The organism is Segatella sinensis, from assembly GCF_040095255.1.
In the GTDB taxonomy this organism is placed as follows: domain Bacteria; phylum Bacteroidota; class Bacteroidia; order Bacteroidales; family Bacteroidaceae; genus Prevotella; species Prevotella sinensis.
This window is the reverse complement of sequence record NZ_JBBNGE010000002.1, coordinates 1-19,646: the sequence shown is the minus strand read 5'-3', so window position 1 is coordinate 19,646 and position 19,646 is coordinate 1. Positions and strand designations below refer to the sequence as shown.

Annotated in this window: 12 protein-coding genes; 7 read left to right on the top strand and 5 right to left on the bottom strand. The window is 47.5% G+C overall.

Annotation, left to right across the window (positions count from 1 at the left end; genetic code table 11):
• Positions 1 to 284: 284 nt before the first annotated feature.
• Entirely contained in the window at positions 285 to 3,044 is a 2,760-nt protein-coding gene (locus AAAT87_RS00735) for a hypothetical protein (protein ID WP_349225343.1), read from the top strand.
• Positions 3,045 to 4,058: 1,014 nt separating this feature from the next.
• On the opposite strand, the gene AAAT87_RS00730 is transcribed toward AAAT87_RS00735, so the two are convergent.
• The gene (locus tag AAAT87_RS00730; RefSeq protein WP_349225409.1) at positions 4,059 to 4,721 is read right to left on the bottom strand and encodes a GDSL-type esterase/lipase family protein; all 663 of its coding nucleotides are present in this window, start codon (positions 4,719 to 4,721) and stop codon (positions 4,059 to 4,061) included.
• Positions 4,722 to 4,935: 214 nt separating this feature from the next.
• A complete protein-coding gene (locus tag AAAT87_RS00725) occupies positions 4,936 to 6,312 on the bottom strand; it encodes a M16 family metallopeptidase (protein WP_349225342.1) in 1,377 nt (458 codons plus the stop codon).
• A 119-nt stretch (positions 6,313 to 6,431) separates the two neighbouring features.
• Between AAAT87_RS00725 and AAAT87_RS00720 the strand changes: the two genes are divergently transcribed.
• The 3 genes from AAAT87_RS00720 to AAAT87_RS00710 all read left to right on the top strand — a co-directional run bounded on the left by AAAT87_RS00720 (position 6,432) and on the right by AAAT87_RS00710 (position 10,517).
• Entirely contained in the window at positions 6,432 to 7,367 is a 936-nt protein-coding gene (locus AAAT87_RS00720; protein WP_153113322.1) for a carbohydrate kinase family protein, read from the top strand.
• A 169-nt stretch (positions 7,368 to 7,536) separates the two neighbouring features.
• On the top strand, positions 7,537 to 8,724 hold the full coding sequence (locus AAAT87_RS00715) for an FprA family A-type flavoprotein (RefSeq protein WP_349225341.1): 1,188 nt from the start codon (positions 7,537 to 7,539) through the stop codon (positions 8,722 to 8,724).
• A gap of 338 nt (positions 8,725 to 9,062) precedes the next feature.
• Positions 9,063 to 10,517: an ATP-binding protein gene (locus AAAT87_RS00710; RefSeq protein WP_298528730.1), complete on the top strand. Its 1,455-nt coding sequence runs from the start codon at positions 9,063 to 9,065 to the stop codon at positions 10,515 to 10,517.
• Positions 10,518 to 10,603: 86 nt separating this feature from the next.
• Here AAAT87_RS00710 and AAAT87_RS00705 read toward each other — a convergent pair whose 3' ends face one another.
• A complete protein-coding gene (locus tag AAAT87_RS00705; protein WP_349225340.1) occupies positions 10,604 to 11,137 on the bottom strand; it encodes an LOG family protein in 534 nt (177 codons plus the stop codon).
• 243 nt (positions 11,138 to 11,380) lie between these two features.
• Between AAAT87_RS00705 and AAAT87_RS00700 the strand changes: the two genes are divergently transcribed.
• The gene (locus AAAT87_RS00700; protein WP_428848551.1) at positions 11,381 to 11,578 is read left to right on the top strand and encodes a hypothetical protein; all 198 of its coding nucleotides are present in this window, start codon (positions 11,381 to 11,383) and stop codon (positions 11,576 to 11,578) included.
• A gap of 212 nt (positions 11,579 to 11,790) precedes the next feature.
• Here AAAT87_RS00700 and AAAT87_RS00695 read toward each other — a convergent pair whose 3' ends face one another.
• A complete protein-coding gene (locus AAAT87_RS00695; RefSeq protein ID WP_349225339.1) occupies positions 11,791 to 13,140 on the bottom strand; it encodes a DUF3843 family protein in 1,350 nt (449 codons plus the stop codon).
• Between the two features lie 327 nt (positions 13,141 to 13,467).
• Between AAAT87_RS00695 and AAAT87_RS00690 the strand changes: the two genes are divergently transcribed.
• The gene (locus tag AAAT87_RS00690) at positions 13,468 to 15,405 is read left to right on the top strand and encodes a DEAD/DEAH box helicase (protein ID WP_349225338.1); all 1,938 of its coding nucleotides are present in this window, start codon (positions 13,468 to 13,470) and stop codon (positions 15,403 to 15,405) included.
• A 165-nt stretch (positions 15,406 to 15,570) separates the two neighbouring features.
• Complete coding sequence (locus AAAT87_RS00685) at positions 15,571 to 16,743, top strand: ATP-binding protein (protein WP_349225337.1); 1,173 nt, start codon at positions 15,571 to 15,573, stop codon at positions 16,741 to 16,743.
• A gap of 387 nt (positions 16,744 to 17,130) precedes the next feature.
• Here the strand turns inward: AAAT87_RS00685 and AAAT87_RS00680 are convergent, their stop codons facing one another.
• A complete protein-coding gene (locus AAAT87_RS00680; protein ID WP_349225336.1) occupies positions 17,131 to 19,272 on the bottom strand; it encodes a S46 family peptidase in 2,142 nt (713 codons plus the stop codon).
• Between the last annotated feature and the right edge of the window lie 374 nt (positions 19,273 to 19,646).

The following is a 19,646-nucleotide window of genomic DNA, read 5'->3' as shown; positions in this document are numbered from 1 at the left end:
CGGTGTTCTTTGACATGTTGATACAAAAGATCCACGCAGTAGGCTGCGTGTTGCTAAAGGTATGGTTTCAGATGTCTGCCATGTTTTCCTGGCAGGTTCCCTCGGTGTACTTTGAATTGTTCTTCCTCCTTGCCCTTTCATCTTGGGCGTGGCGGTATCCTCTCGTTAGTATAATCATCTTCGGAAGGGTGGTTATAGCTCTCAGTATTTCCGGAAAACAATATTATTAACCCCTCAACTCTCTTCTGGTTTGAAGGGATGTTGAAATAAAAAAAGAAAAATTTATGAAACAGTTATTATCTTTTGAGGAGTGTAAGCAGATGAGCCGTCGTCTCATCGCCATGAACCCTAACCGCAATGCGAATATGGGTAAGATTTCCACTTGTCTCCTCGATTACTACACCGAGCTTACCAAGCAGCCTTGGCTCTGCACCCTCGTAGGGCAGATTCGTGACCTCACCGCCAAGCAGAACCTGATGCAGCAGCAGGCGGCTGAGGCTGTGGATGCTGCGCAGTATCAGAACGAGGATGACCTTGCCTTCGCCATCATCAAGAAGCAGGAGGAGGTGAAGGCGGGCGAGACCTTCAAGCAGCTCGACAAGCAGATTTCCGCACTCAAGAAGCAGTTGCCGTTCCGCTCTCCTCACTACTTCCACTTCCTCGACGACCATCGTGCCCAGAAGACCATCGACCCGGATGCCTTTACCTTCCAGACCACCGTGGACATCGACAACCCGGAGGAGGTGGAGACGGCGGTAAAGAATGCCCTGCTGCTGAACGGAATGTTTGATGATCCTGCCGAGAAGCTTCTTAGAGAGAAGATTTTCTCTGCCGATGAAATCGAGCTTTGGAAGGGAAAAGTGCTTCACGTGGAACGTTCGGCTCGTAACAAGGCGCACATCGACATCCGAATCCCTATCGGAATGACCATCGCTGAGGCGCAGAGTGCCTTCTGCAAGCTCATTCATGCCACCGAAGACCCAAGCTGCGTTACGCCTGAGCGCATCATCTTCATCACCGATGCCGTGAGCCAGATCTATACTGCCGACGACTGGTACAAGCGACTGGATGAGGAAGCCGTGGCAGAATATCGTGAGGCTTATAGAAAGAGAGGATTGGATATCGACGGCCGTCCATTGGATGTAGATTCTGCAAAGCATCGTACTGCCCAGCAGAATCCATCAGTTCAGCAGAATGCTGGCCAGCATCAGGTAGCTCAGCAGAATCCATCATCCTTGAATTCTATTCCTCGGAATCCATCAGCTCAAGGTCAATCTTTCCAGGGACAGTCTTCTCAGAGTCAATCTTCACAGGGGGCTTCTTCTGCATCATCATCTTCTTCCTCTGCTCCAACCGTAGATTTCCTACCTATCGAGAGCGAGGAGGAGAAGGCGAGAAAGGCTGCCAATGCCGTGCAGTATGAGCAGACTTACGACGGCGTTCCTTACGAGGAGATTGTGAAGTCGCTGGTGGATTTGATGGGCGGCGCTCCTGCCCATGGCAACCGCAACAACTTCATCTATCGGGAAGCCTGTCTGCTCAGATACATCTGCAACAGCGAGGCGGCTTGGATTAAGCAGGTAATCGAAATCTTCGGCGAAGACGAGGCGAAGGCGTTCGCCTCTGTAGAGAGCGCCTGCAAGGTGGCTCAGTCCTCGGAAATGCCTCAGCTCGTGAAGCAGGCGGTGGAGCTTGCCCGCAAGAACTATCTCGCCAAGCAGGCCACCGAGAAGGCGGGAATCTACGCTGATGTTCCCCCTCAGATGCCTGCCCGATTGCCTAAGCTCATCAAGCTGCTCACCAGCAAGGTGCCAGCCGATTTCAAGGCGCCTGTGGCGATGGCGGTCTTTCCTCCGCTTGCCGCTCATCTCAAGGGCGTCAACTTCCGCTACATCGACAATCAGGTGCACGAGGCGGCGATGATGAACCTGCTCGTAGCCCCTATGTCGTCTGGTAAATCGGCGGTAAATGGTCCTATCGACTGCATCATCGAAGACCTGGTGCAGATGGATAAGGTGAACCGTCAGAAGGAGCAGGATTGGAAGGACGAGGTGAACACCATGGGCGACAACAAGAAGAAGCCCGTTCGCCCGGAAGACATCTGCATCCGCATCGTTTCGCCCGACCTTACCCGTGCTGCCTACATCCAGCGTCTCGACGACGTGCAGAAGGCTGGCGGTGCCTATCTCTACTGCAAGATGGACGAGGTGGACATGCTCAGGAAGTTCAACGACCCTAGCCAGCTGATCCGTCTCTGCTGGGACAACTCTGAAGATGGTCAGGAGCGTGTGGGCACCAAGAGCGTTACAGCCCGCGTGAAGACCCGTTTCAACTGGAATGCTTCGAGCACCATTGCCGTTACCCAGAAGTTCTTCTCGGTAAGAGAGGTGGCTGATGGAGCCGTGAGCCGCCTATCGCTTGCCACCATCATCCGTCCCGATTTCGCTCCTTATCCGGTAGTGGGAGAGTATGATGCGCTGTTCAAGTCGGAGCTGGCTCCTTACATCCATCGTTTGAATGCTGCCAGCGGTTTCAAGGAGTGCAGGAAGGCGCGCCAGCTTATCGAGCGACTGGGCAGTGAGATTATGGAGATGGCTCAGCTGGCTTACAACAAGCCTTACGCCGAGTTTGCCAAGCGTGGTTTGGCGAATGGTTTCCGCAGGGCGATGGTGCTTTATCTGGCGAATGGCGAGAAGTGGGAGAAGCCGATAGAGGATTTCATAGAGTGGAGCGTGAAGTATGATCTGTGGTGCAAGATGCGCTTCTTCGGCAATCAGATGCAGGAGGCGATAGATGCCGACAATCGTGCCGTGTGCCATTCATCCGGTGTGAGCAATCTTCTTCTCTTCGTTCACGATACCTTTGACAAGGCTGAGATTCAGAATGTCTGTATGGTTCATGGCACCAAGACGAAGCTTGCCATCCTCCTGTGCAACTGGAAGAAGCGTGGCTTCATCGTGAAGAACGATGATGATACCTTCTCCAAGACGGCTAAGTTCATCGCCAAGTATGGCCATTATGGAACACCTGGAATGGCAGCGTAAGGCTAGTGAAGGGGGCGTGGCGAAAGTCCCACGCTCCCGCTTTTGTCAGCACGCCCTGAAAGGGTAAAAGCGCAAACCGCACGCCCTGAAAAAAGCAGAAGCCAATGCCCATACGCCCTGAAAGGGCAGAAGCTCCTAGCCCAGGGCATCGCCTTGGGAACCATGGCAGCACGCCTGTCGCCCTGAAAGGGCAAAAGCTTTAAAAATACCTCCTTTTTGTAACATCTCTGTAAAGGTTCTTGACCTTCATCAAGAAATCGGTGCTTTTTGAAACTTTTCTCCTAAAAAGTTTGTGTTCGAACACAGAAAGTTGTATCTTTGCATCGGAATTAAGAAAGAAGGATAAAAGATTAGTAATTTCAGGATACGAAAGGTATTGATAATAAGGGATAAAGATTGAAAAGTCAGGATACGGAAAAGGTTAATGATTGATTTCAGGATAAGAGAGGTATTAGAAATAAGGTAAAGATTGAAAATAGGGTAACATTGAAAGATTGTTAAGAAAAGGATAATGTTGAAATTAAAGTAAAGAAAGGGAATAGTTATGTTAGTATTAGGTATTGTTTTCGCAGCAGTAGTAGCATTTGCTGCAACAGTAGGCGCAGCTAGCAACAAGCTTGCTTAAGCTGCCAGTGAAGTAAGGAACTTTAAAAGTTCAGAAACAGTAATTGAAGCAAAGTAGGAAGCCAATATGGGCTTCCGAGATGGAGAAGGGGAGCCAATGGGGCTTTCCGGAATGAGGGAGCAGATGATGCTCCTTTTTTTGTTTAACATCAATATCAGGCAGATATAGATATAAATAGACGATATAGATATAAATAGATAAGGTATAAGATTATCACCTTCAAAAGTGCAGTATTAATTCAGTTAGATATCAAAATCAGCAGTTTTTAATTCATATAGGATATTATACTCAGTAGGTAAGAAACAAGTTATTATACTTAGTAGGTCAGAAAAAAGAAATCGGGTAGTTAACAGGTTAACAGTTAACAGCCCGATTTTCTTTGTTTCTCTTTATTTGCCAAGATAAGGCTTCAGGATTCTAACCCAGTTCTGGTAGCCTTTTCCGAGCAGATGCAAGCCGTCGTTGCTGTAATCCGGGTTCATGTCCTGGGTTCCAGGAACCACGAACTCAGAGAAGAGGTCGATGTAGGTCAAGCCACGTCGGTTGGCGATGTCTTTGATCAGGGCATTGAGGGCAGGAACATCTTTCTTGCGGCTCATATGGTCAACAAACATGTTGAACTTTGGGTTCAGCGGCAGAACGCTCTGCAGATAGAGTCGGGTAGAAGGAGATTCCTTCTTGATCCGTTCAGCAATCTCATCGATGTTCTTGGCGATTTCCTCGATGCTGCGGCCTCCGGAGAGGTCGTTAATGCCGATCAAGAGGAAGATCTTGGCTGGCTTGCCCTTGGTGATGACGTGGAGGCGGTCGAGAACGCCATCGGTTCTATCGCCGCTGATTCCACGGTTCTTGGCGTGTGGGTTGCCAAGCAGTTCCGTCCATTCACCTCCGTTGGTGATGCTGTTGCCCAGGAAGATGATGTCCTTCTTGCTGGTTGGGAGAACTTCAAAGAGCGTAGCTCTCTGGTCATAAAATGTAGTGTGCTTGCGTCCTTGTGCCTGTAAGGTAGTGCAGGCGCAGAGGAGGCAGATTGATAACATGAATTGTTTCATCATAATGTATAAAAGTTAGTTATTAACAATGTATTTTAAAGCTTTTGCCCTTTCAGGGCGCAGGGCGAAATGCTGTTTATACCCAGGGTGTTGCCCTGGGCTAGGAGCTTCTGCCCTTTCAGGGCGTGTGGGGCATAGCCTCTGCCTTTCAGGACGCATGGGGCGTAGCCTTTGCTTTTTGCATTGCCTCTGCTATTTTTTTTTGGTTCAAAAACTACTTGAAAATCAGGGTGGTGAGCCTGTCTTTGTCAAACAGTTCCTGAGCCACGGCTTGAATTTGAGCGGCGGTAATCTCATCCACCTGCTCGTAGAGGCGGTCAACGTTCTTCTCCCAGCCATAGTGCAGGAAGCTCTTGCCGAAGTCGAGGGCGAAGTTCTCGCGGTTGTCGCAAGCTACGCCTATCTGACCCTTAATCTGTTTCTTGGCAGCCTTGAGCTGCGCATCGCTCAATGGCTTCTGCATGAACTTATCCAGTTCCTTGCGAACCAGGCGGAGGCAGCGTTTCACATCGTGCTCATCGCAGCCGAAATAGATGCTCCAGGTGCCCGTATCGCCATAAGCCACCATCGTGCTTTCTACGGTGTAAACCAAGCCGTTGTGCTCTCTGAGGGCGAGGTTCAGCTTGGCGTTCATACCCGGTCCGCCCAGCATATTGTTGAGCAGATAGAGCGGCATTCGGCGGTCGTCGTTCACATCGTAAGCGCGGGTTCCTATCATCACATGAGCCTGATGGGTATTTTTCTGCATCACGATTGTCTGGCCAGCAACTTTACTTTGAACATTGAACTTTGAGCTTTGAACTTTATGATTTGCATCGCCTGCTTCCATTTCTTCCGTAGGTGTTTCGCCAGTAGGCGTTTCTTCTGCAATCCTTTCTTCCGTAGGTGTTTCTTCTGCAATCCTTTCTTCCGTAGGCGTTTCGGCGGATTTGCAATCCGCCGAGCAAGCAAGCTCTCGGCCTTTTGGGCACTCTCCCAAAGCCTTCCTGATAAGCTTTACCAGCTTCTTGAAATCAATATCCCCGTATGCGAAGAATATCGCATTATCCGGCCGGTAAAGTTTCCTTGTGAAGTGCAGCGCATCCTCCGTCTTGAAAGCCCGAACCTGCTCGGCAGTGCCCAGGATATTATGCCCCAGCGGCGAACCCTTGAAGAGGATATTCTCGAACTCATCGTAAATCAGTTCGGCAGGCGAATCGTTGTAGCTCTCTATCTCATCGCAGATTACCTCCACCTCCTTGTCTATTTCCGCCTGCGGATAAACCGAGTGGAAGACGATGTCGGAAAGCAGGTCCACGGCCCTTGCGATGTGCTCCTTCAGGATGGCGGAGTAATACACCGTGCCCTCCTTGTTGGTGTAGGCATTCAGGTCGCCGCCCACACTCTCCAGACAGTTGAGTATGTGCCACGCCTTGCGGCGTTCGGTGCCCTTGAAGGTGACGTGCTCGCAGAAGTGAGCCAAGCCCTCCTCGCCCGGTTCCTCGTTGCGGGTACCGGCGTTTATCTGATAACCGCAATACACCACCTGGCTATCTGATGGCAGGTGGATGATGCGGAGTCCATTGTCTAATGTATAAGTATTGTATTTCATTTCAAGGTGCAAAGTTACATTGAAAATGTAATTTATCCAAAATATTAGGCATTTATTTTGCATTATCGCCAAAAAGAATTATCTTTGTCCCCAAAAAATATAAATAGAGACATAAAACAATGCGTAAGGTTATAGGAATAGGAGAGACCGTGCTTGATATCATCTTCAAGAACGGCAAGCCGATAGAGGCAGTACCAGGTGGCTCATCGTTCAATGCAGTCATCTCGTTGGGACGTGCGGGCGTGAATGCTTCGTTTATCAGCGAGGCGGGCAACGACCGTATTGGTGAGTATGTGATTCAGTTTCTGAGAGATAATGGGGTGAATGCCGACAATGTGAGCATCTTTCCGGAATCGAAGTCGCCGCTCTCGCTGGCGTTCCTCGACGAGAACAACAATGCCGACTACATCTTCTACAAGGACCATCCCCACGACCAGCTGGAGTTTGCCACTCCCGAAATCAATCCTGGCGACATCGTGCTCTTCGGTTCGTTCTTCGCCCTGAATCCGGTGGTTCGTCCTCAGGTGGCCGGTTTTCTGGAGTACGCCAAGAATCACGGTGCCATCCTCTATTACGACATCAACTTCCGTGCTTCTCATCAGAATGAGATCATGAAGATTACGCCTAATCTGATAGAGAACCTGGAGTATGCTGATTTTGTGCGCGGAAGCCATGAGGACTTCGGAATCCTCTACAAGAAGCCGGAGGCGGATAAGGTGTATAATGCCGAAATCAGTTTCTACTGCAAGAAGTTTATCTGCACCCAGGGCGCTGAGCCTGTAGAGGTGAGAGCCGAGAACGGCTTTGCCAAGAGTTATCCTTCGGAGAAGATGAAGCCGGTGAGCACCATCGGAGCCGGCGATAACTTCAATGCCGGTTTCGTATTCGGACTGATCAAGGATGGAATCACCCGCGAGGATATCGACCGTGGATTGTCTGAGGCGCAATGGGACAGCCTCCTGAAGAGCGCCCAGGAATTTTCCACCGAATGCTGCAAGGACATCTACAATTATGTTTCCAAGGAATTCGGAGAAGAAAAGAAGAAGGAATTGTAATTCTAGCAATACGCCCTGAACCAACGGTCACCGGCCGAAGGGAAAGGTAAAGGGCAGAAGCTCCTAGCCCAGGGCAACACCCTGGGTATAAACAACATTTCCCCCTGTCGCCCTGTAAGGGCAAAAGCTTTAAATATTATTATAGAACATTGTAAAATAAAGAAAAGATATGACAGAAATTATAGACAAGATTTATTACGTAGGCGTAAACGATCGCAATAAGCATCGTTTTGAGGGCCTCTGGCCTTTGCCTAACGGAGTGAGCTACAACTCTTATATCATTGACGATGAGAAGGTCGCGCTGGTAGATACTGTAGAGGTTGATTTCTTCACCCAGTTCCTCGAGAACATTCACGAGGTGATTGGCGACCGCGAAATCGATTACCTCATCATCAACCACATGGAACCTGACCACAGCGGCTCCATCGCCCTCATCAAGAAATATTACCCTAACATCAAGATCGTGGGCAACAAGAAGACGCTGGGAATGCTCGAAGGCTTCTATGGCGTTACCGACGATGTGGTAGAGGTGAAGAATGGCGAAACTCTTTCTCTGGGCAACCACGATCTGAGCTTCGTTCTCATCCCTATGGTTCACTGGCCAGAAACGATGGTTACCCTGGATGCGAAGAACAAGGTGCTCTTCTCGGGCGATGCGTTCGGCTGCTTCGGCGCACTGAACGGCGGAATCATCGATACGGAAATCAACTGCGAGACTTTCTGGCTGGAGATGGTTCGCTACTACTCAAACATTGTGGGTAAGTATGGAATCCCTGTTCAGAATGCCTTGAAGAAGTTGGCTGGCGTGGAGCTGGATTATATCTGCTCAACCCATGGTCCGGTTTGGCACGAGCATATTGAGAAGGTAATCGGCATGTATGATAAGATGTCGAAGTATGAGACGGAGCCGGGCTTGGTTATCTGTTACGGCACCATGTACGGCAACACCGAGCGTATGGCCGAAATCATCGCCCGTGCAGCAAGCAAGGCTGGCGTGAAGAACATCGTAATGTACAATATCTCGAAGACTCACCACAGCTACATTCTGCGCGACATCTTCCGCTACAAGGGTCTTATCGTAGGTGCTCCAACCTACAATGCCGGTCTTTATCACGAGATGGAGGTTCTCCTCTCTGAGCTTGCCAATAAGGACATCAAGAACCACCTTCTTGGCTGGTACGGTTCTCATTGCTGGGCAAGCAAGGCTGTGGCTAAGATTCAGGAGTGGAACGAAACCAAGCTCCACTACGAGCCAGTGGGCGAGCCGGTAGATATGAAGCAGGCGATTACTCCAGAGGTGAAGGCGCAGTGCGAGGCGCTGGGTAAGGCGATGGCTGAGAAGCTGCTGGCGGAATAAAAGTTTAAGGGCGGAAGAACAACTGGGGGTTAACAGAGTTAACAGTTAACAGTTGTTTTTCCGCTCTTTCTTTAGAGTTCTATATGGTTGCAAATTAAGCATATTTCAATATGCTTAATTTGCAAGCCTTGTTTTTAATATTGATATTCAATAAGTTATAATCGTAAATTAATATAGAAAATGAGCGAAACAGAGTCCCTTTTTCCTTAAAATGCACGCTTTTGTCTGAAAAATCGCCTAGAAATGCAAATTAAGCATAAAAAAATAGGCTTATTTTTACCAAAACTTGCAGATTAAGAAATTTATCCGTATATTTGTGCCCAAAAATAGTTGGAATTATGGAATATACGGCACTTTTAGAGAAACAGATATTGGGTAGGTTGAAGATAGACAACCCTTGGTGGACGGAAGGCAGGATACCTTCTTACTATCAGGAAATGAGTCCTCGCCTCTATCTCGACATCTTCTATCCACTGGTAAGGGATGTCAGCATTCAGCGTGCCCTCATCTTGATGGGACCTCGCCGAGTGGGTAAGACGGTGATGCTCTATCATTCCATCCAGCGGTTGATAGACGAGGGCGTATCGCCTCAGAATATCATCTATGTTTCGGTGGAAACTCCTATCTATAATAATATCCTCTTGGAACAGTTGTTTTCTTTGGCAAAACAGATATTGGATAAGGAAGACAGCCAGGAAGAATTTTATGTTTTCTTCGACGAGATACAGTATCTCAAAGACTGGGAAATCAATCTGAAATCCCTGGTAGATACTTATCACAACGTGAAGTTTGTGGCTTCCGGTTCTGCTGCTGCGGCATTGAAAAAGAGCAGCAACGAAAGCGGAGCGGGCAGGTTTACCGATTTCAATCTGCCGCCGTTGCTTTTCTTCGAGTATATCCATCTTAAGAAATATGAGCATTTGATGCGCCAATCCAAGGTGGAATGGGATGGGATAGAGAGCGATATCTATAGTACGATAGATATTGATAAGCTGAACAGTCTCTTCCTCGACTATATCAATTATGGCGGTTATCCTGAGGTGGCTTTTTCTTCCCGAATGCAGGAAGACCCGGGGCAGTTTGTTCGCCACGATATTGTAGATAAGGTATTGTTGAGAGATTTGCCGAGTCTTTATGGCATTTCGGATGTGCAGGAACTGAATTCGTTGTTTACGATGATAGCTTATCATAGCGGTATGGAGTTTTCGTATGAAAGTATGTCGAAGGAATCGGGAGTCAAGAAGGAAACCATTCGCAGGTACGTCCAGTATCTGGAGGCTGCTTTCCTGATAAAGGTTGTGACAAGAACGGATGATACGGCAAAGCGATTCCAGCGCCAAACTACTTTCAAGATTTATCTGACTAATCCTTCGCTGAGATGTGCGCTTTTTGAGCCAATCAAGATTATGGATGGCAATATCGGAGACATGATAGAAACTGCCATTTATTCGCAGTGGATTCCGAGAAAGGGACACATTGCCTATGCCAACTGGAAGATGGGGCGTTCGCAGGGCGAGGTGGATTTGGTGGGCATCAATGATGCTTTGCAGAAGCCTTGTTGGGCGGTGGAAATCAAATGGTCGGACAGGTTCTTCGACAGACCTTCTGAACTTTCGTCCTTACAGTTTTTTATGGAGAAGAATCATCTGCCTCAGGCATTGGTAACTTCCATCAGTAAGGGAGGAGTAAAGGAGATGGATTTTGGTACGCTTCATTTCATTCCTTCTGCCTGCTATGCTTATACGGTAGGAGAGAATACATTGAGGCAAGCCAGAAAGAGTTTTGGTTTGTAAGAACGTAAAAAGCGACCTTCTGCCGAATTGTATTCTCGGTAGAAGGTCGCTTTACTTCATTTCTATAGATGATTCTATAGAGGGTTCTATCCCTCGCAGAGCTTTGTCAATTCTGCCAGGTTATCCGCTACTTCTATCACATCTCGCCAATCGCCGCGAATCATGCTTTTCTCTGCCATATCATCCAGCAGGGCGATGGTGGAGTTCCAGAAGCCTTTCATGTTGTAGAGAATCACCATCTTGTGATGGTAGCCGATGGTGTGGGCGGCGGCGATGGTGAAGATTTCATCCAGGGTGCCGATGCCGCCAGGAAGGGCTACGAAGATGTCGCTCTGGGCAAGCATCAGGTCCTTGCGGTCGCTGAGATTATCACACGGAATCTCGATGTCGAGGTCAGGGAAGGTTCTGCCGCCTCGCTCTACTAGCGTAGGAACCACACCGATGGTTCTGCCGCCATGCGCCTTTACAGCCTTGCCGATGCAATCCATCAGACCGGAGTTGCAGCCGCCGAAAACCAGGTCGTGGCCGTTCTCAGCCATCCACTTTCCCATCTCTTCAGTCATCGTGAAGAAGTCGGGGTCGATATTCTTGTTTGCTGAACAAAAAACTGCTATTTTCATATTGCTTTATCTTCTATTTGATAATGTTTTATCTGTTGTTTATTGATGTTTTATCTTCTATTTGATGATGTTTTATCCGTTATTTATAAATGTTTTAGGCAAAGGTACGCAAAAAATTCGAGATTATTGGGCTCTTTTTGCGGATAATTTCTTAATTTTGCAAACAATAACTAATCTTATAAACAGGAAGATAGATTTCTTATCGACAAACCTTACATCGCCTCCCTCGCCTGTCCGAAACCGATGCTCTTCATCAATGGTACAAAAGACAAGCTCTTTCCGGTACCTGGCGTAAAGGATGCTTTCGCAGAAATGCACAAGGTTTGGAAGAGTCAGGGAGCTGATAATCTGCTGGATACGGAACTTTGGGAAATCCCTCATTCCTGCGGATTGAAAGCGCAGGAGAAAATGCTGGAGTTTCTGGATAAGAATCTGAAATAGGGGGTAACAGAGTTAACAGTCATTTACTCCCGATTATGCGGCTTGGTTAATCAAGTGCAAGCAAATTTTAAATTAGTGATTTTGGAATAACTAACTGAGAAATTACTAAAAATAAAAAAGAGCGGAAGAACAACCGGGGGTTAACAGAGTTAACAGTTAACAGTTGTTTTTCCGCTCTTTCTTCTCTAGACTTTTGAATATTCTGTATGATTTTACCACAATTCTGCTGGCGACAGATCCTTGTCCTTTCTGCCCATCAGATAGTAATCGGCAAGGAACTGGAGGTTTGCCTGGGTAATCTTCAAGCCTTCCTCCTTCACATATCGGCTGGTGAAGATATTGGCGTCAGGCAACATATTGTTGTCTATCAGCTTGCACACAATCTCGTAAGGAAGTGGGCGGCCGTTGCCGCTGATGATGCTGAAGCAGTCTTCCTCAGCGCGCTCAGCGTTGTAGTAAGGATTTTCAGGCGAAGCGATGCAGTGGGCGAAGCCGAAACTGATATTGATACCCGTATAAGGACTTGCGCTCACGATGATGCCCTTCTCGTATTTCTGTGGGAATCGGATATCCTTAGGCAATTCGAACTCAATCTTCTTGAGGAACTCCTTCAGGGTCTTCACATCCTCCAGGAAGATGAACTTGTCGCCATAATCCTTTGCCTTCAGCAGGTTGTAATCGTGGATAGCCTTCTCGCGATCTACGCTAGCCTCCATCTTCTCGATCTTCTCCTTGAATTCCTTATCCTCCCAGAGCTTGTGGGTAGGCATTTCAGCCGTAATCTTCTCAAGCCACTCTAAGGAAGTAAGCGCCAGAAGATTGCTTCTGCTGGCAATGGTCATCTCCATCTGTACGGAGTAGGCCATAGGCTCTGTAAGTCCCTGAGGAGAATTTGCCATCTGCTGGAGAGCGAACTGCAGGCGTTGGCGATTGCCCACATTGAAGTAGCAGCCATAGTGAAACCAAGCCAATGTGTCGCGGCGGTGAATTTCGTCGAGCTGCTTCTCTTCTTCTTCATTCTGACTCTCCAGTACAGGCATTTCGCTCAGATAGGTAATCAGACGCTCATTCTCAGGCGCTGTCTCGTATTCCTTGTCGAGCAGATTATAGGCAAGCTTGGCTGCCAGCGTCATCGTGCTGAAAAGGAAAGGAACGGCTTCCTGAATGTAGGTGCTCTGCTGGTAATGGTGCCAACACAGGAACTTGATGTCGGCGAAGTTGATTTCTTCCGGATCGTAGGCTGGAACATCTTCGTTTAGGGTATTCGGAACGAAATCGTCCTCGTTCTCATAGAAAGGAATGTAGGAACCGTAGCGCTTCTTGCATTCCGCAGTAAACGTCTTCCAGATTCCTGCACCGGAAATCACATCCTCAAGGTAGCCTGCAATGCTGAGTGCAAGCTGCTTGGCATCCTCCACATTCTTAAACTGATGGGTGAAGCACGCCTCGTCGAGGGCGTGGTATATTTCGTTAGCCAGTTCTGTATAGTACTGATCTACTTCGTTTGGTTTCTCGTATGGATGCATTGCCATCCAATCCTGGGTGAAAATTACCTTTTTCATTTTTTTCGATTCTTTGTTATTCGAGGTTAAGCGATGTCGTTGTGACGCGATATTCGTTCTTCTCGGTTGATGTTTATGATTCTTGTTAGCCAGTTCGGAGCAATATTGCCCGATTTACCTGTAAAGATAATGCAAAGATAATGAATTCTGCGCAAAAAATGCAAGAAACTCGCATTTTTTTCGTATCTTTGCACCCGAATTTAGGCAATCTTAATAAATGCGTGGGATTGCCGCAAGCGTTTCGGAAGGATTTTGCACCCTAATTCATGGCTGGGAGGGTGAATTCGGCCTTCCATTTAGATTATAATGAATTAAGGTTAAAAAGATTTGAAGACATTTGAAGAATTGGGCGTGAGCGAGGAGATTCGCCGTGCCATCGAAGAGCTTGGATTTGAGAATCCAATGCCAGTTCAGGAAGAAGTTATCCCATATTTGCTTGGTAATAAGAACGACGTGATTGCGTTGGCGCAGACCGGTACGGGTAAGACTGCATCTTACGGTATTCCGGTTATCCAGAAAACTGATGCCAGCAGCAAGCAGACACAGGCTATCATCCTCAGTCCTACACGTGAGCTCTGCCTCCAGATTGCAGACGATTTGAACAGTTTTGCCAAGTACATCAACGGTTTGCATATTGTCGCTGTTTATGGCGGTACCGACATCGGAAGCCAGATTCGCACCCTGAAGCATGGTGTGCAGATTATCGTGGCTACCCCTGGTCGTCTGCTCGATTTGATTAATCGTGGCGTGGCTCAGTTGGAGAACGTGAACAACGTGGTGCTTGATGAGGCTGACGAGATGCTGAACATGGGCTTCTCTGAGAGCATCAATGCCATCTTCGAGAACGTTCCGGAAGATAGAAACACTCTGCTCTTCTCGGCTACCATGAGCAAGGACATCGAGAAGATTGCCCTCAACTATCTGCACGACCACAAGGAAATCGTAGTGGGTTCGCGCAACGAGGGTGCTGAGCATGTAAACCACATCTACTATCTGGTAAATGCCAAGGACAAGTATCTCGCCCTGAAGCGTGTGGTGGATTTCTATCCGCGCATCTTTGCAATTATCTTCTGCCGCACCAAGCTGGAGACTCAGGATATTGCAGATAAGCTGATTAAGGATGGTTATAATGCAGAGGCGCTGCACGGCGACTTGAGTCAGCAGCAGCGTGACCTCACCATGCAGAAGTTCCGCAACCATACCGTTCAGTTCCTGGTGGCTACCGATGTGGCTGCCCGTGGTCTGGACGTAGAGGATCTGACTCACGTTATCAACTACGGTTTGCCTGATGATGTGGCTAGCTACACCCACCGAAGCGGTCGTACGGGTCGTGCCGGAAAGAAGGGAACATCCATCTCTATCATCCATACCAGAGAGAAGTTCAAGGTTCGCCAGATTGAGAAGCAGATTGGCAAGGAGTTCGTGGACGGCGTTTTGCCAACCCCAGAGGAAATCTGCAAGAAGCAGCTCTTCAAGACCATGGACGACATCATGAAGACCGATGTGGATGAGGATCAGATTGAACCATACATGGCTGAAATCAACCGCCAGTTTGAGTACATCGACAAGGAGGACATCATCAAGAAGATGGTAACCATCACCTTCGGTAAGTTCCTCGATTACTATAAGAATGCTCCTGAGATTATCAAGCCAGAAACAGGCAAAGGGTCCCGTGGCGGAGAAGGCCGTGGAAGCCGTGGAAGCCGTGGCGAAGGCCGTGGCAAGGTTTCCAATGGTCGCAGAAAGCATGAGACTGAGGCTGGTTTCAAGAGACTGTTCATCAACCTGGGTAAGGCTGATGGTTTCTATCCGGGCGAAATCATGCAGTATCTGAACAAGCACGTGAAGGGTCGTCAGGAGGTGGGTCACATCGACCTGCTGAGTAAGTTTGCCTACATCGAGGTGCCTGAGGAGGATGCTAAGCGCGTGATGAAGGCATTGAATGGTACTGAGTACAAGGGCAGAATCGTAAGATGTAACGATGCTGATGAGGAGGGTCATGGTAGAGCAGCCCGTGGCGGACGCAGCTCGGAAGGTCGTGGTCGCAGAGGTTCTTCTGATGATGCAAGAGACTCTCGTGATTCTCGTGGAAAGGGAGGACGTGGAAGCCGTGGTGAATCTCGTGGCGGCAGAAAGTCTCGCTCTCAGGAGGATACAGGCGATTGGCGCCAGTTCTTCCAGAACAACGACAACGTGAAGCTCAAGGGTGAGGAGCCAAACTTCGAGGAAGAAGGTTGGGCTCGCCGCAGACCTAAGAAGAAGTAATTTAGGCAGCGATTTATAATAAGATGAAAGCCTGCATCAAAGGGATGTTTTGATGCAATATCCGTATTTTGCGGTAAAAATACAGCAATTTCTTTGGTAAATTGCGGTGTTTTTACCGCAATTTTTGTATATTTGCAGCCGTAAACATCAAATAAGGCAAGAAATATGGAATTATTGAAGCAACTTTCTGACAATCTTATCAAGCGTACCGATACTCGATACCTACGATATATGTATCATCAGATTCCTTGGTCGAATCGGATGACGGCCCTTGTTGGACCTCGTGGAGTCGGCAAGACAACTCTCCTTTTGCAGTATATCAAATTGAATCTTCAGATGAAAGACACACTCTACGTGAGTGCGGAATCCATCTATTTCGCTAATCATACTCTCTTTGAAACTGCAATGAAGTTTAGCCAACTTGGAGGCAAGCATCTTTTTATCGATGAAATACATAAATATAAGGGATGGGCTACAGAACTTAAGATGATATACGATAATCTGCCAACCTTGCAAGTGGTATTTACCGGTTCTTCTGTGCTTGATATTTATAAAGGTACAGCAGATTTAAGCCGACGAGTACTGGTCTTTACGATGCAAGGTTTGTCTTTTCGTGAATACATCGGTATGGAAAAGGGCATAGACATTCCTGTCTCTACATTGGAACAAATCGTAAATAATGAAGTCGTTTTGCCGGAGGAGATTGAGCATCCGTTGGCATTGTTTAATGAATATCTGTGCAAGGGCTACTATCCTTTTTCTAAGGATGAGGGCTATAGGATGCGACTGAATCAAGTAGTGAGTATGACTTTGGAGACGGATATTCCACAATATGCCAATTATACGGTGATGGTGTCCAGAAAATTGAAGGAACTGATGCAGGTAATAGCTGATAGTGTGCCTTTCAAGCCAAACATGAGTACCATTGCTACAACTATCAAGGTAGATCGCAATAATCTGCCCGATTACTTCGAACTGATGGAGCGTGCAGGTTTGATAGCCCAACTTCACGAGTCCACAGGAGGTGTGCGTGGTTTGGGCAAGGTAGAAAAGGTGTATCTTGATAATACTAACCTCTCCTTTGCTCTCTCTTCTTCGGTGCCTGATATTGGCAATCAACGAGAGACTTTCTTTTTTAATCAGATGCGTGTGAATCATGCTGTCTTCAATTCTCCAATCTCTGATTTCATGATAGAAGACAAGACTTTTGAGATTGGTGGTAAAAAGAAAGGTCAGAAGCAGATTTCTGAGGCAAAAGAGGGATATATTGTGAAGGATGATATAGAGACAGGCATGGGTAATGTTATTCCACTCTGGGCTTTTGGTATGAACTATTAGACAATTATAAGCAAATGAAGAAATCTATTCTTATCGCTTGCCTGGGACTGATATGCGCTCAGCGATTTCAATCCTTCTTTTGAAATAACAGTGGATGAATTGAAGAAGAAACTCGCCGAAAAGCCTCGTCAGGTTTCATTGAAGGAGCTGAATAATATCTCGCAATATTAATAGGAATTCTGTAAGTTGCGAATATTTAAGATAAAACAAGTTGAAAATCAGAAAGATAACAAGAATAGAAAGACTAAATAAAACAAGAGCGGAAAGCCAGGAGTTAACAGGGTTAACAGTTAACAGCTGATTTTCCGCTCTTTTTATATCATCCTGAGACTAATCTTTATCCCAGGATAAACCATTCTATCATCTCTGTTGATTCAGAGATAGGATTTACTTCGCATTGATCTCCTTCAAGAGGCGGTCTGCGTGTCCCCACTTATCCATCAGGTAGAGCACGTAGCGGATGTCCACACCAATGCAGCGAGCCAGGCGCTTGTCGAAGTTGATGTCAGAGCTGAGGCTGTCCCAGTTACCATCGAAGGCAAGACCAATCAACTCACCCTTACCATTGAACATAGGGCTACCAGAATTACCACCGGTAATATCGTTGTTGGTGAGGAAGCAGAGCTGCATCTTGCCAGTCGTCTTATCCTGATACTTGCCGAAGTCCTTCTCAGAGAGAAGCTCGTGCATGATAGGCTCAGCGTAGTAATCGATTACCTTATCGCCCTTCTTCATCTTCTCTACGATGTTCTCGGCTGTGGTATAATAGCCTGATGGCTTGCCACCGAGGTCGAAACCGCCTACCTGACCGTAGCTCAATCGCATGGTGAAGTTGGCGTCGCTGTAGTGAGGCATGTCCTCCTCCATACGGAGCTTGGCTGCACAGAGATACTTCTCTTGCTCGGCGATGCTGTCGTTGATGCTGCCCATCTGAGCAGCGAAATCTGCAAATACATCGTTCAGATCCATACCGAAGCTTACGCCTGGATCCTTCTCATATCCCTTCTTGTTGAAGTAGAGCTTGGCACCCTTCTTCATGATGAGCGACTTCTCCCAGAGATAATCCACATACTTGGCGTAGTCGCCGCCAAACTCAGCGTCGATGGTCTTGTAGAACTTAGGCAACCATTTTGCATCTACGTGCTCCTTATAGTTCTTCAAGAGGGTAGCGAGCACCTCCTTATCGAGCGCCATATCCCATTCTGCAGAGTTATCTTCAAACTCATGATACTGCTTCTTCTTGTTCTTCTCAGGACCCTTCACCTCCATGTTGGTCTGGAGCTTGATGGCACGGGTAGAGAACTCGATGTTGCTTCTTCTGGTGAAAGATTCAGAGAAGTTGGTCCAGGCGTATTTCACGTCTGCGCTTTCCTTGTAAAGCTTGGCGAGCTTGTCGAAATCTACCTTGTGGGCGAGGTCGTTGGCTGCCTTGGCTGTATCCTGCCAAGCACGGAGACGGGTTTCGTACTCACGCTTCAGATTCACGATGCCGATAGAGTCGATACACTTGTTCATACCGATGGCATTCTTCCAGTAGTTGGAAGAGCTGGCATACTTGCTGTCGTACTTGATACGTACAGCCTCGTCGGCACGCATGTGCTTCTGCATCACCTCCTGCTTTACGCCACGAACCTGGGCACGAGGCGCATTCTCTGCATCGCGCATGGTCTGGATTCCGTAGCTTGAAAGATAGCGCTCTGTGCTGCCTGGGTAACCCATGGTCATCGCATAGTCGCCATCCTTGTAACCCTGGAGAGAAACCTGTGCCCAACGCTTAGGATGATAAGGCACATTGTCCTTGCTGTAGGCAGCAGGACCATTGGTCTTAGGGTCGGCATAGATGCGGAATACAGAGAAGTCGCAGGTCTGGCGAGGCCACATCCAGTTGTCTGTATCGCCACCAAACTTACCCATAGACTTTGGTACGGTGAAAACCAGACGCAGGTCGGTGAAGTCGCGATAGGTAGTAGCGTACCACTTGTTGCCCTCGTAGAAAGGCTGAACGGTGATATGGAGGGTAGAATCGTTCTTCTTAGCCTCTTTAGTCATCTCGTTCTCCAGAGAATCGATGAGTTCATCGCGCTTCTTGTTGTCGAGTTTCTCGTATCCGAGGCTCATCACCTTATCGGTTACATCCTTCTGTTCAACCATAAAGCTGACGAACATATTCTCGTTAGGCAATTCCTCTGCGTAAGATTTAGCAAAGAAACCGTTGAGCATATAGTCGTGCTCCACGGTAGAGTGGCTTCTGATAGCCTCGAAACCGCAATGGTGGTTGGTAAATACCAGACCGTCTGGAGAAACGACTACGCCTGAGCAATAGCCGGAGAAGTTAACCACAGCATTCTTCAAGGCGTTCTCGCCGTTGTAGAGCTGGTCGTAAGTCATACTGAAGCCTTCGCGCTGCATCATCTCATATACAGCGTTAGGCAAGTTGTAAATCGTCCACATTCCCTCGTCAGCGTGAGCGGTATTGATTCCGCAGAACGCCATGATAGAGGCGATAAGGACCGTTGCTTTTTTCTTCATTTTATTCTTTGTGTTGTTGTTATATGATTTGCAAAGTTACGATTTTTCTGCGAGATAACATCAAGTAGAACAGAAAAAAGCGAAAAATTCCATCAAAGTTTCCTTTTTAGAGTTATTTCTTTCACTTATACCCTCAAATCCGCAACCTATAGGGTTTCGTGAGAATTTACTTGTAAAACGACCAAAATTCTTTTATTGTACATATTCCTTGGGCATAACAGAAACGTCGTAAACACAAAATTCCCTTACCCCATAAAGCGACTTGAGGTAATACGCCGGTTTAACCAGAAAAGCATTGCCTTTAACCAAAGTCTGTCTTGAACAGGTTGGCATAAGCATAGTTGTCTGAATAAATGTTCAATACATGCCTACGT